Genomic DNA, 13269 nt, shown 5'->3' on the forward strand with positions numbered 1-13269 from the left:
CTAAAGTAGTATACAGGAGCTGCCTGTGATTGTAAACCTATTTACTTAACATTTGTCGATTTGGTTCATTTTAGCCATCCCTCTTCATAATGTAACTATGGGGTGAGAAGAATGAAGCTATTCGAAACGATCATTAACATGAAATTAAATCGCATCACAACAAGTGAATTGCTTAGTTTTTCCCGTCAGCAAGGAATAACATTGTCCAATACTGAGGCCGATCATATCGTTGCTTTATTAAAAGGAAAATCCGTTAATATTTTTGAACAAACAGAGCGGGCAAAATTACTCGTACAAATTGAGAAAATTGTCGGCTCTGAGCGGGCAAAGCATATTGAACAATTATTCTATAGTCTGACCGGTAATTAAACAAAAAGAGAGGCCAAATCACCATTCTGATGATTTGGCCTCTAATTACACAGGGACTGTTTTTTAGCTTTCGACCATTTGACCAAGGATTTTCTCTTGGAAGTCTGTCCAGTTCCCGTCCTTTAACATGTCAATCTCATACTTGTATGGAGCCTTCTTATTATTCTTGTCAGTGCCGACATACGGTGTCTCCAGAATCTTTGGAATGTCTGCAAGCTGCGGATGGTGGACAATGTAATGAAGCGGCTTAAAGCCAATCTTGCCGTAGCCGATATTTTCATGCCTGTCCTTTCTCATTCCGCATTCATTCTTGCTGTCATTGATATGAAGCACTTTGATATTCTGTACGCCAATCAATTTATCAAACTCATTTAAAACGCCGTCAAAATCCTCTACGATATTATATCCGGCATCATGTGTATGACAAGTATCAAAGCAAACGCTTAGCCGGTCATTATGGGTAACCCCGTCAAAAATCATCGCCAGCTCCTCAAAGCTTCTGCCGCACTCGGATCCTTTACCAGCCATTGTTTCAAGAGCAATCTGTACATCCTGACCAGGAATGATGACTTCATTCAGACCTTCTATGATTTTCTTAATGCCAAGCTCTGAGCCCTCACCAACATGAGCCCCTGGATGAAGGACAATTTGCTTTGCTCCAATTGCTTCTGTACGTTCAATTTCCGAGCGAAGGAAGTCAACGCCAAGCTGATAGGTCGCTGGATTCACCGTATTGCCGATATTGATGATATACGGCGCATGTACAACGATATCACTGATGCCGTTCGCTTCCATATGCTTTCTGCCTTCTTCAATGTTCAGCTCTTCAATTTTCTTTCTGCGCGTATTCTGAGGTGCACCTGTATAGATCATGAATGTGTTTGCCCCATAGGATGCCGCTTCTGTACTTGCTGCCAGCAGCATTTTCTTTCCGCTCATTGATACATGCGAACCTATTTTCAATGCTGTCAATGACTGTACCCCCTATTTTTTCTTTAAGCGTCTCTCTCTTTTCTTCATTTTTTCTACTTCGGCTTTTACTTTCTTCTTATAGCCAGGTTTCACTTTGCGCATATGCTTGGAGAATTGTCCGTATTTCTTAACATCCTTCGCTTTAGAAGTATCTTTTCTTTTTCTCCGTTTATTACGGTCATCGATTTCAATCCATTCACCTTTAACGATATCTCGGTTTAGGAAGTTAATACCCATGGACTCTAATTTCCGAAGGGCTTGTTCATCCGTCTCCTCGAATAAGGTGATCGCAACACCGGACATACCTGCACGCGCGGTCCGTCCTGCGCGGTGAATATAGAAATCCAAGTCCTGAGGAATCTCAAAGTTAATGACATGACTGACTCCTTCAATATCAATGCCCCGTGCCGCTAAATCAGTCGCGACCACATACTGATATTTCAAGGAGTTAATTTCCTTCATAACACGCTTTCTTTCACGTGCCGGCAAATTGCCATGCAGGCGGCCGACTTGAAGGCCTTTTTGAAGCAAGGCATCTGCCAGTTCATCAGCATTCTGCTTCGTATTGGCAAACACAAGTGCCAGGAACGGGTTTTGAAGCTCTAAGATTTCTTTGACCAATTTCGCTTTATCGCGATGTCTCACCGGCACGAGAACATGGTCGAGCTTATCCACTGATGCCTTCTTAGGATCAACCTGAATATGCTTCGGGTTATTCATGTACTTCTTAAGGAACGGCTGCAGTTTCTCTGGAATGGTCGCAGAGAAGACAAGCATCTGCAATTCCGGCGCCATTCTTGCTGCCACCTTATCCACGTCCTCCATGAAGCCAAGATCAATCATAAGATCTGCTTCATCAACAACCAGTATATTGGCTGAATAAACGACCAAAGCATTTTCCTCAATTAAATCCTTAATACGTCCAGGTGTACCAATAACCAATTGCGGCTGTACAGTCAGCTTATCAATGGAACGCTGCTTATCAGTACCTCCCACATAGCTTTTTATATGAATTTGTTTGTCTTCCGGAAATTTTTCGTTCAGCTCTGTCGCAGCCTTGTAAATCTGTGAGGCAAGCTCCCGAGTCGGAGCTGTAATGACTGCCTGTACGGCTGATTCCTCCACATCAATGCGTGCAATGATGGGCAGCAAGAAAGAATGCGTCTTTCCAGTCCCTGTTTGTGACTGGCCGATGATGCTCTTTCCGCTTAGTACGGAAGGAATGACCCGCTCTTGAATGACTGTCGGTTCCTTAAAACCAACCTTCTCAACAGCCTCCATTAGATGGTCCGGCAATTTAAATAATGTAAATGAACTCATTTTTAACCAACTTTCTCAACATGCTTAACACATATCCTATTATCCTTTTCATATTACCTTATGTTAACCAGTATTCACAAGTTTTTCACGGTTTAAAAGCCTATTCTTCTTTGCTGAGGCACTTATCCACACTTGTCCGACATACCATATAAGGAACCGCGCAAGACTACACTTCGCGATTGATATACAGAGAGAAAGGAGGCGAACAAATGCCGCCAATGAGACCACCCATGTTCCTTCCTCCACGCGGGGGAGGCATGATTCGGCCTGGTATGGGTATGGGTCCAAGGGGAATGATGGGAGCCGCAAATAATGCTGGAGCAACTGGTGCTAGAGGATTATTTGCCCGTCAAGCTCAAGGGGCTGCCGCCGGGGCCCAGCGTTCAGGTGGAATTCTATCATCCTTATTCGGCCGAGGCGGAGGGGCTGCCGCTGGAAATGCAGCAACAGCCGCCCGGTCCGTTACGGGCGCTGCAAGTGCAGCTGCTCAAGGAGGATCCTCCTTGACGAACATCATGAATGGAACACAAAAGGTACTGGCCGCAGGTGAGCGTATCGTTCCGATGGTCCGCCAAGTCCAGCAGTATGGGCCGCTGATCAAAAACCTGCCATCCATGTGGAAAATGTATAGAGGGTTAAGCGCTTCTTCCACAGAAGCCGAGGATACCTCAGCTGCCGTGGAATCTGCAGCTGTAGAAGAAACAGCTGCTGAATCAACGGAAACCGTTGCAGCAGAAACTTCTTTGCCAAAAGAAGATGAAGTCAAAACTAACTCGTCTAAAAGGACAGAATCTAAGCCATCTGTTCCGAAGCTATTCATTTAACAAAAAATGCCCTGCATGCAGGGCATTTTTTTGCATGGACGAGACGTACTGACAGCACTTATCTTAATAACCCCTGCAATTTCTTTTTTTGTAAGTTTACGTGCACTCGATTATAATAAGGAGAATACGCTCCCATTTACAGGGTGCGATGAGTAAGGAGGCTGTATATTCTACATGAAAGTAATTAAGATTTCCCCTCGTGGATATTGCTACGGCGTGGTTGATGCGATGGTCATCGCCCGAAATGCCGCTTTAGATAAAACATTACCAAGACCAATCTACATTTTAGGCATGATTGTTCATAACCAGCATGTGACTGAAGCATTTGAACAAGAGGGCATCATTACGCTTGATGGAAAGGACCGTAAAGAAATCATCGAGAAGGTGAATTCAGGCACTGTTATCTTCACTGCCCATGGTATTTCTCCAGAGGTACGCGAGATTGCCAAACAAAAAGGGCTCGTAACGATTGATGCTACATGCCCGGATGTCACAGCAACCCATGACCTGATTGAGGCGAAAGAAAAAGAAGGCTATGACATTATTTACATCGGGAAGAAGGGTCATCCAGAGCCTGAAGGTGCTGTCGGCGTCGCTCCGAATATCGTTCATTTAATTGAAAGCAAAGCGGATATCGATGAGCTTTCCCTTGATAATGATAAGATTATCGTGACGAATCAAACGACGATGAGCCAATGGGATGTAGCTGATTTAATCGAAGAAGTGAAGAAAAAGTATCCATGCGCTGAGATTCATAAAGAAATCTGCATGGCGACTCAAGTTCGCCAGGAGGCTGTCGCTGAGCAGGCTAAAGGACTTGATGTCGTGATTGTTGTCGGGGATCCGAAGAGTAATAACTCGAACCGTCTTGCGCAGGTTTCCGAAGAAATCGCGGGAACAACTGCCTACCGAATCGCTGACGTCAGTGAGCTGAACATCGATTGGATTAAGGATGCCGAGAAAGTCGGCGTGACAGCCGGTGCGTCCACACCAACCCCAATTACGAAGGAAGTCATCACATTCCTTGAGCAATTTGATGCAAATGATCCTTCTACATGGAAGCATGAAAAACAAGTTCCATTATCTAAGATTTTGCCAAAAGTAAAGGTTAAAGGATAAATAGTAAAGGCCATGAATGATGTGCACCCAAAAAGTTAGAGTCTATAATCTAACTTTCGGTCACTGCAACCTCATTCATGGCCTCTTTTATTCCTGCTTTTTATCTCACACTACCTGAAAAGGATCTGTATCAATAACAGATGGAATCCATTCCACCTCAAATCCCGCTTGTTCACAAAGCTCGGTCATTTTGGAGGCGACCCCTTTTTTCATGATTTTCTCGACATTATGACCTGGGTCGATGATATTCATGCCCTCTTGCTTGAAATCAACGGCCGTATGGTAATAAATATCCCCTGTAACAAACACGTCTGCTCCTTTAAATTGAGCTGTCCGCACGAATTTATCCCCTGTTCCGCCAAGGACAGCGACTTTCTTAACCGCAGCCGTCAGGTCGCCAGTCACTCTCACCGCGCTTACCTCAAATGCCTTCTTCACCTGTTCAGCAAATTCACCCAATGTGACCGTTTCAGGCAGCACACCCACGCGTCCTAATCCAAGTTCCTTTACTCCTTGGTTATCGAGCGTATATAAATCATAGGCCACCTCTTCATACGGGTGTGCAGTCAGCATCGCTCGTACCGCTTTAGAAGCAAGCGGGCCCGGCACAACGACTTCGACCTTTACTTCCTCCACCATCTCAAGCTCACCTTCTGTACCGATATGCGGATTGGCCTGTTCATCAGGCTTAAAGCGGCCGATTCCCTCAGCTGAGAAGCTGCAATGGCTGTAATGTCCAAGGTTGCCAGCTCCAGCGCGGGCGAGTGCTTCCCGAACCTTTTCCTCCGCTTCTTTTGGGACATAGACAGCTAATTTCTTCAAGCCCTCCCTATAGGTTGGGGAAAGAAGTGTCAGCTCTTGAAGCCCCAGGGCAGCCGCCAGCATATCATTCACGCCCCCTTCCGCTACATCTAAGTTTGTATGAGCGGCATACAGGGTTATATCATGCTTAATCAGCTTCTCAATCACCCTTCCGTGCGGATGGCTGAAATCAATCTTCTTTAAGGGACGGAAGATAAGTGGATGATGGGCCAAAATCATATCAGCCCCATTTGTAATGGCCTCATCAACGACTTCTTCTGTCACATCCAAAGCGACATGCACCTTGCTGATTTTCTTAGAGAGAGTCCCGACCTGAAGACCGATTGGGTCCCCCTCCTCTGCCAAATACTTCGGTGAAAAGCTCTCAAATAATTGAATGACCTCATGTCCGTTTGGAATCTTCATCGTTCAAGTGCCTCCTCCACGATTTCAACCAAGCGGGAAAGCTCTTCTTTCTTCTCCATGGAGCGCTCATTCCCACTTGCTTCGACCTGTTTGATAATTCTGCGCCAGTGCGTCAATTCCTGGTTCCATTTCTTCTTAAATACATCATTCTGCCCTTTAAGCAAATATGGTCCCATGAGAAGTGCTGCCTCTGTATTCTGATTATCATACGGCTTTTTGGGTTCTCCTTTTTCAGCGACCAAAATCTCATAAATCTTGCCGTCTTCCTCAAGAATCTCTTCGGCAATCAATTCCCAGCCCTCATGCATCAACCATTCACGAATAAATTGTGACCCAATATTCGGCTGTAGGATAAGACGTTCCTTACCTGAGAACTTTTCCTTTCCTTCATCCAAAATACGGGTAATCAAGGAGCCGCCCATTCCGCAGATGGTAATGGCACTTGCTTCGCCTGCGGTCAGCACTTCAAGGCCATTCCCCTTACGGACGGCAATTTGCTTCTCTAAACCTGATTCCTTTACCTGAGCGACCGCTGATTGAAAAGGCCCTTCTACTACCTCTCCTGCAATGGCCTGAGAAGCAATGCCCTCTTTAATCGCGTAACAAGGCAAATAAGCATGATCAGACCCGATGTCTGCCAAGATCGCACCGCCAGGAATATATGTTGATACTCGTTCAAGTCTTTTTGATAATTTATCTACATTCATCTTTTATGCTCCACTCTATGTATCATTGATTTCTTTAGTATAAGAAAAGTCTCCTATGAATGCAAAGGTCTTTCCTTCCCAGTTCATCCGTTTCACTCATACGGAAAATTTTGGTTTAATAATAGTAGACACGTTTAAACTAAGAGTAGAATGAAGCATCATCAAATCTTAAAGAAGGTGTTATAGATGAAGAAATGGTGGATGTCTGTTTTCCTGCTGACCACAGGGCTCATTGTCTCTGTTCTCCTCCTTATTGGTTTTCTTCAGGCGGCCTCAGCCGTTTTAAAGCCAAATGGACTGGACAATGCAAATTACGAGAAAGAAGAGGAAGCCCATGAAAAGCCAGAAGACGACGGCAAGCTCTCCATCGTGGCCCTTGGCGATTCGCTTACCCGCGGAATTGGGGATGATTCTGGTGAAGGATATGTAAAACGACTAACCCATACATTGAAAGATGAATATGGCCAAGATATTTCACTTGCCAATTTGTCGGTAACCGGAGCAAAAACAGCCGACTTGGCTTCTCTCCTAAAAACATCTGGAGCCAAGCATGCTGTGTCGAAAGCTGATGTTATCGTCATGACGATTGGAGGCAATGACTTATTCCCCGGGGTAGAAGGATTGACGGCTGAGAATTTAGCCGCCTATGAACCAGATACAGAAACATTCGAAGCCAACAGCCGCCAAATCTTGGAGGAGCTGCGGAAGGAGAATGCAGACGCTCCTATCTATTGGATCAGCCTATATAACCCATTTGAGGATTTAACGATCCTCGGTGATACCTCTCAATTCGTCATTGATTGGAATTACCAGCTGCAAAGGCTCGCCTCCGAATATAAGAACTTCGTCATTATTCCTGTCTTTGATTTATTTCAAGGTCAAGTGAAGGAATTCCTTTATACTGATCACTTCCACCCGAACGCAAAAGGCTATGAAGCCATTGCAGAACGGCTGACGCAAGCCATCGTGAGCCAACAGCAATTGAGAGAGGAGTAAAGACATGGAGCCCGTATTGAATGTAGAACACCTGACAAAGGAGATAAAGGGAAAGAAATTAGTAGATGATGTGAGTTTTTCCGTCAAGCCAGGTGAGATATTCGGCTTTCTTGGACCAAATGGAGCTGGAAAAACAACGACCATTCGGATGCTTGTTGGTCTCATTCAGCCAAGCAGCGGAACAATTAGCATCGGCGGACATAATGTACGCACTTCCTTCAAAAAGGCCATGCGCCAAGTCGGCTCCATCGTAGAGAACCCTGAGCTGTATGGGTATTTAACCGGTTGGGAAAACCTGAAGCAATTTGCGCGGATGCTTGGGGATATTACAGATGAACGGATTCATGAAATCGTCAAGCAAGTCCAATTAGAAAAGCGAATCCATGAAAAAGTGAAAACATATTCTCTCGGAATGAAGCAAAGGCTCGGAATTGCTCAGGCACTTCTTGGCAATCCCAGACTGTTGATTCTTGATGAACCAACAAATGGTCTTGACCCATCCGGCATTAGGGAGCTGCGCACCTTCGTTAGAAATCTCGTTATTGAGCAGCGCATCAGCGTATTCATCTCCAGCCATCTATTAAGTGAGATTCAGCTCATGTGTGACCGGGTAGCCATCATCAATAAAGGAAGAATGATCACCGTGGCAGAGGTAAGGGAACTCCTCGGCACATCAAGCGACCGCATTGAATGGAAGGTTTCCCCGGTTGAGGAGGCACTATCCCTCTTGAAACAAATGAATGTGGTTCAGGATGCCGTCAGAAAAGAGGACCGTATACTCTGTACAATCCCCTCTATGAATGTCAGCCAGTGCACACGCCGATTGGTCGAAGGCGGGATAGACGTTCATACTGTTCAGGAAAAGCCGCTTACACTTGAAGAATTATTCATGGATTTGACGAAGGAGGAACAAGCATGATTGAATTTGCAAAGCTTCTTCTCAATGAAATGGAAAAGCTATACAGAAAAAAGCGGCTGGCAGCCATCATTCTCATACTGCTTGTCCTTATTCCAATCTTCATCTATGCACAAGATGCACAAATGAAACAGCGAGAGAAGAGGCTGGGCACGGATGATTGGCGGGTTGTCCTTCAGCAGAGTATTGTTGACAGCCAAAATCGGCTTCAAAGCAGCGGAATCCCGGAAGAGTGGAAGAATCAGCTTACGGTCATGATTGATCAGCAGCAATATTATCTTGACCATGACATCAATCCCAACTCACCTGGAGCACCGACATTTGTACGCGAATTCTTAAATGAAGGCATTGCGATGTTTATCCCCCTTCTGGTTATGATCATTGCGATTGACCTTGTCAGCGGTGAACGGAGTGACGGAACAATCAAGATTCTTCTCACCCGTCCCATTAAGAGGTGGAAAATTCTCTTGAGCAAGTATGTGACCCTTTTACTCTCCGTCTCTCTTATCATCCTGCTCGTAATCGGGCTCTCCTACTTATTAGCAGGATTGTTCTTTCATTTCGATGGATTAAAGGTTCCTGTTGCGACCGGCTTTGCCATTGAAAATGGCACATTAGTAACAGAATCCATCAAGCTGGTGCCTCAATGGCAGTATATCCTCATGTCTGCCGGGCTTTCTTGGTTCGTCGGCGTAGTTACAGGCACCATCAGCTTTATGGTATCCGTTCTTGTCCGAAACACCTCAATCGGGATGGGTATCATGTTTGCTGCTCTTATTGCCGGTGCTATTCTGAAGGGATTTGCGAGTGCATGGGCCGGTGCAAAATATATCTTCAGTGTCAATCTCGACTTAACAGACTATCTATCCGGGAACCTGCCAATGGTCGAGGGGCTTACACTCGACTTTTCCCTTATGATCCTTGCCATTTGGGGACTAGCCTCCCTCTTAATTGCCTTTCTTGTGTTCACTCGGCAGGATATGTTCAGCTGAATTCGATGGAGCTGAAAAAGAAAGAGACATCCATCAGGATGTCTCTTCTTTTCTTGGTTCCTTTATACCGTCAGACTGTCCTATTCCAGCCCGGCAATAAATTCAACCATTTCATCGACCTTATCCTCTGGTACGAGTCCTCCAGGCATCATGCCCTTACCATTAACAATACGGTCTTTAATCAATTCCTTGTCCTTCACTCCGATTAAAGCAGGACCGGCGCCGCCTTCATAATTACCACCGTGGCAGCTCAAACATTGATTCTTATAAATATCTTCTGGCTTATCATTGTTTGCTGTCTCTTCCGTTTTCTCATTTCCTTCTTTTTCCTTTGCCATCTTATCTGCATCCCCAATGCCTTTGATTGAAAGGAAAAAGACGAGTGATAGACCAAGAACCATAATAATGATATATGGCATTACCGCATTGTTTTTCATATATTAGCTCCCCTCCCCTATGCAGCCGCATATGACAATAGTTTACAATACCACTCCCTATTTTACTTTAAAAACCAATTTTGGAAAAGTTATATCCCTGAATTTACGAAAATTTTTAACATTTAGGAGAGACGCAATTCTAACAATAGATTCCATACAGCGCACTCGTCGTCTAAGGCGTTTCATACCTTCTCTGACGGCGGCAAATACTCTTGGAGGGTCTTTGCCTGTCCCAATCAATAAACGCCTGAGAATCAATGCAAAGAGCCCTGGTTCGACAGGCCATCAAAAGAAAAAAGCCTGCCGGAAAAATTTCCAGCGGACTTTCATCCTGTTGTCAATATATGTTATATTCTATTCTAAGAAATCCTTTAGACGTTTGCTGCGGCTTGGGTGGCGCAGCTTGCGCAATGCCTTCGCCTCAATCTGTCTGATGCGCTCACGCGTTACACCGAATACCTTGCCCACTTCTTCAAGAGTACGGGTTCTGCCGTCATCAAGCCCGAAGCGTAAGCGAAGCACATTTTCTTCACGGTCGGTAAGCGTGTCCAGTACATCCTCTAATTGCTCCTTCAAGAGCTCATATGCTGCATGGTCAGATGGAGATGTAGCATCCTGGTCCTCAATGAAATCGCCAAGATGTGAATCATCTTCTTCCCCAATTGGCGTTTCCAAGGAAACAGGCTCTTGTGCAATTTTTAAGATTTCACGCACTTTCTCCGGTGTTAGGTCCATTTCTTCTGCGATTTCCTCTGGAGAAGGCTCACGGCCTAAATCCTGTAAAAGCTGACGTTGAACACGAATTAGTTTATTGATGGTTTCCACCATATGAACCGGGATACGGATCGTTCTTGCTTGGTCCGCAATAGCACGTGTGATTGCCTGACGAATCCACCAAGTAGCATACGTACTGAATTTAAAGCCTTTGCGGTAGTCGAATTTCTCAACCGCTTTGATAAGGCCCATATTCCCTTCTTGTATAAGATCCAGGAACAGCATCCCGCGTCCGACATAACGTTTTGCGATACTGACAACGAGACGGAGGTTTGCTTCTGCCAGTCGCCGCTTAGCTTCTTCATCGCCTTCTTCAATACGTTCAGCCAGGAGGATTTCTTCCTCAGCGGAAAGGAGGTCTACACGCCCGATTTCTTTAAGATACATACGCACCGGATCATTGATTTTGACACCAGGAGGCACGCTTAAGTCATTCAGGTCAAACTCTTCTTCTTTTTCAAGCTCCTGTGTATCAGGATTTTCCTCATCGTCGTCGGCTTCACTCACTATATCGACACCTTGCTCTCCAAGGTATTCATAGAATTCATCCATTTGTTCAGAATCAAGCACGAAACTGGAGAGGCGCTCTGCGATATCTTCGTATGTTAACTGGCCTCTTTTCTTACCAAGCTCCGTAACGTATTCTTTCGCCTGGTCCAATGTCATATCTGTGATGTCTACTGCTTTTTCTTTGGAACGTGCTGACTTTTCAGCCATTTGTTCCCCTCCTTCTCAATCCACTTCTTTTACTTCCGTCATAAAGAATTTCTTAGCGATATCAACTCTTTTCCTAGTTCAGCAGCACGAATGAAATCCTGCCGCTTTTCAGCCTCAAGTTGCTCCGCTTTCTTTTCTTTAATAACCATTAACTGTTTATATTTAGTAATTTGGTTAACGTAATCCAATAATTCCTGCTCGCTGGGCTCATGATGAAAATCCATCATTTCAATCTCAGTGACAATCTTTCTTAAATTCACATCAGGGAGGAAATGGAGGAACAGACTTGCATCCGCCTCGTGCCCTTCCTCATAGAAGGCGAATAAATACGTAATGATTGCTTGATGATCATCATGGTTCATTTCCATTCCATCCAGCAGCTTTTGTATGCGATAGGCCAATTCCCGGTCATGGAGCATGAGAGCCAGCAAAGTCTCCTCAGCCTTCATATGTGCCGGCTTCATCCCTTTTCTTCTCGGTGCTGGCATCGCTTGAAATGAGGCGGCCTGTGTCGCTTGTTTAGGCGCCCTCTTATTATATTTACCCACTTTACCCTGCTGATTAAGCAAGGATTCCAGTGAAAGTGTGAATTCTGTAGCAATTTGTCTTAAGTAGAATTCCCTTTCGACTTCACTGTCTAACTTTGCTGTTTCTTGAAGGACGCTTTCAATATAATCCATCTTATCGCCTTCATTTGCAAAGTTTTTGCCTCTCTTATGATAAATCATCTTGAAAGAGATATACGTATGTGCAGCCCCTATTATATCGTTTTGGAACTTTTCTTCTCCAAATTCCTTGATATAGTCATCGGGATCGTACCCATTCGGCATAAGGGCAATCTTGACATGAAGACCGTTGTCACGAATCATATCAGCCGTTTTATTCGCCGCTTCAATTCCGGGTGCATCAGAATCATAACAGATGATGATTGTATCCGTGCTCCGCTTTAACAGCTGAATATGCTGTTCAGTCAGAGCCGTACCCATCGTGGCAATTCCATTATGCACCTCTGCCCTGTCTGCAGAAATGCAATCAGCAAAACCTTCAAACAAGATCGCTGCCCCTTTCTTCCGAATAAAGGGGCGCGCCAGGTGGTAATTATAGACGACTTTACTTTTATTAAAAAGTGGAGTTTCAGGACTATTTAAATATTTCGGCTCATCACCTGCAGCAAGTGCACGTCCGGAGAAGGCGATTGTATTCCCTTGCCTATCAAAGATTGGGAACATAATTCGATTCCTAAAGCGGTCGAAATAATTCTCTCCATTCTCTCTTCTGACGAGCAGGCCGGCCTTTTCCATTCGTTCAATGGAGAAATCCCTTTTCTTTAGGAAATTATGCACATAATCCCAGGAGTCTAATGAATAGCCCAGTTGAAACTTCTCAATGGATTCCATGGTGAAACCTCGTTCGAGCAAATATTCAAGAGCATCCTGACCTTGCTTTGTATTTACAAGCAAATGATGGTAAAATTTCCTTAAAAGCTCATGAGCTTCATACATATCATCGAGAGCATGCTTTTGCTTTTGGCCCTCAGAGGCTTCATTTACGTTTATCTCTAACGGTATGTTTACCCTTTCTGCCAGGCTTCTTGCAGCTTCAGCAAAGGAATATCCTTCTATATCCATTAGAAAGGTGAAAACATTTCCGCCAGCCCCGCAGCCGAAGCAATGAAAGATCTGCTTATCCGGTGCAACGGAGAAGGAAGGACTGTTTTCATTGTGAAAAGGGCATAAGCCAAAGTAGTTTCGGCCTTGCTTTTTCAGCTGGACATATTCGCCAACCACATCCACAATGTCATTCTTGCTGCGAATTTCATTCACGGTTTCTTCGGGGATTAATTGATTTTTCAATTGTTTAACACCTGTTTCATAATGGGTCTGAATATTGTAATTCTAT

At 44.7% G+C, this 13269-nt stretch carries 13 protein-coding genes; 6 read left to right on the forward strand and 7 right to left on the reverse strand.

Translation table 11 applies throughout. The annotated features are described in order from the left end of the window. The first annotated feature begins 111 nt into the window (after positions 1 to 111). Entirely contained in the window at positions 112 to 369 is a 258-nt protein-coding gene (locus ACY8DX_RS15585; protein WP_439803074.1) for a DUF2624 family protein, read from the forward strand. 63 nt (positions 370 to 432) lie between these two features. On the opposite strand, the gene ACY8DX_RS15590 is transcribed toward ACY8DX_RS15585, so the two are convergent. Both ACY8DX_RS15590 and ACY8DX_RS15595 read right to left on the reverse strand, forming a co-directional pair. Next, positions 433 to 1308 carry a deoxyribonuclease IV gene (locus ACY8DX_RS15590; RefSeq protein ID WP_049672804.1) on the reverse strand — a complete coding sequence of 292 codons (876 nt, stop codon included), beginning with the start codon at positions 1306 to 1308 and terminating at the stop codon, positions 433 to 435. A gap of 45 nt (positions 1309 to 1353) precedes the next feature. Further along, positions 1354 to 2661, reverse strand: coding sequence for a DEAD/DEAH box helicase (locus ACY8DX_RS15595; protein ID WP_049670120.1), 1308 nt, complete (start codon positions 2659 to 2661; stop codon positions 1354 to 1356). Positions 2662 to 2870: 209 nt separating this feature from the next. Between ACY8DX_RS15595 and vrrA the strand changes: the two genes are divergently transcribed. Both vrrA and ACY8DX_RS15605 read left to right on the forward strand, forming a co-directional pair. Next, positions 2871 to 3485, forward strand: coding sequence for a VrrA/YqfQ family protein (gene vrrA / locus ACY8DX_RS15600; protein ID WP_049670119.1), 615 nt, complete (start codon positions 2871 to 2873; stop codon positions 3483 to 3485). 174 nt (positions 3486 to 3659) lie between these two features. Continuing rightward, a complete protein-coding gene (locus tag ACY8DX_RS15605; RefSeq protein ID WP_049670118.1) occupies positions 3660 to 4604 on the forward strand; it encodes a 4-hydroxy-3-methylbut-2-enyl diphosphate reductase in 945 nt (314 codons plus the stop codon). A 105-nt stretch (positions 4605 to 4709) separates the two neighbouring features. Here ACY8DX_RS15605 and ACY8DX_RS15610 read toward each other — a convergent pair whose 3' ends face one another. Together ACY8DX_RS15610 and ACY8DX_RS15615 are read right to left on the reverse strand one after the other, a co-directional pair. Further along, positions 4710 to 5831: a Nif3-like dinuclear metal center hexameric protein gene (locus tag ACY8DX_RS15610; RefSeq protein WP_462405576.1), complete on the reverse strand. Its 1122-nt coding sequence runs from the start codon at positions 5829 to 5831 to the stop codon at positions 4710 to 4712. After that, positions 5828 to 6538: a tRNA (adenine(22)-N(1))-methyltransferase gene (locus tag ACY8DX_RS15615; protein WP_462405577.1), complete on the reverse strand. Its 711-nt coding sequence runs from the start codon at positions 6536 to 6538 to the stop codon at positions 5828 to 5830. Before ACY8DX_RS15615 ends, ACY8DX_RS15610 begins: the two co-directional genes overlap by 4 nt. 186 nt (positions 6539 to 6724) lie before the next feature. On the opposite strand from ACY8DX_RS15615, the gene ACY8DX_RS15620 reads away from it, so the two are divergent. The 3 genes from ACY8DX_RS15620 to ACY8DX_RS15630 are packed head-to-tail and all read left to right on the forward strand — an operon-like array spanning position 6725 to position 9442. Beyond that, positions 6725 to 7534 carry a GDSL-type esterase/lipase family protein gene (locus tag ACY8DX_RS15620; protein WP_462405578.1) on the forward strand — a complete coding sequence of 270 codons (810 nt, stop codon included), beginning with the start codon at positions 6725 to 6727 and terminating at the stop codon, positions 7532 to 7534. A 4-nt stretch (positions 7535 to 7538) separates the two neighbouring features. Continuing rightward, the gene (locus tag ACY8DX_RS15625; RefSeq protein ID WP_462405579.1) at positions 7539 to 8453 is read left to right on the forward strand and encodes an ABC transporter ATP-binding protein; all 915 of its coding nucleotides are present in this window, start codon (positions 7539 to 7541) and stop codon (positions 8451 to 8453) included. Further along, complete coding sequence (locus ACY8DX_RS15630) at positions 8450 to 9442, forward strand: ABC transporter permease (RefSeq protein ID WP_049670114.1); 993 nt, start codon at positions 8450 to 8452, stop codon at positions 9440 to 9442. Before ACY8DX_RS15625 ends, ACY8DX_RS15630 begins: the two co-directional genes overlap by 4 nt. A gap of 80 nt (positions 9443 to 9522) precedes the next feature. Here the strand turns inward: ACY8DX_RS15630 and cccA are convergent, their stop codons facing one another. The 3 genes from cccA to dnaG form a co-directional block, all read right to left on the reverse strand. After that, positions 9523 to 9879, reverse strand: a complete 357-nt coding sequence (gene cccA / locus ACY8DX_RS15635) for a cytochrome c550 (protein WP_049670113.1) — start codon at positions 9877 to 9879, stop codon at positions 9523 to 9525. A 354-nt stretch (positions 9880 to 10233) separates the two neighbouring features. Beyond that, the gene (rpoD, locus tag ACY8DX_RS15640) at positions 10234 to 11370 is read right to left on the reverse strand and encodes an RNA polymerase sigma factor RpoD (protein WP_049670111.1); all 1137 of its coding nucleotides are present in this window, start codon (positions 11368 to 11370) and stop codon (positions 10234 to 10236) included. Between the two features lie 38 nt (positions 11371 to 11408). Then, the gene (dnaG, locus tag ACY8DX_RS15645; RefSeq protein WP_462405580.1) at positions 11409 to 13223 is read right to left on the reverse strand and encodes a DNA primase; all 1815 of its coding nucleotides are present in this window, start codon (positions 13221 to 13223) and stop codon (positions 11409 to 11411) included. Positions 13224 to 13269 lie beyond the last annotated feature (46 nt).

Source organism: Gracilibacillus sp. Marseille-QA3620, assembly GCF_054950035.1.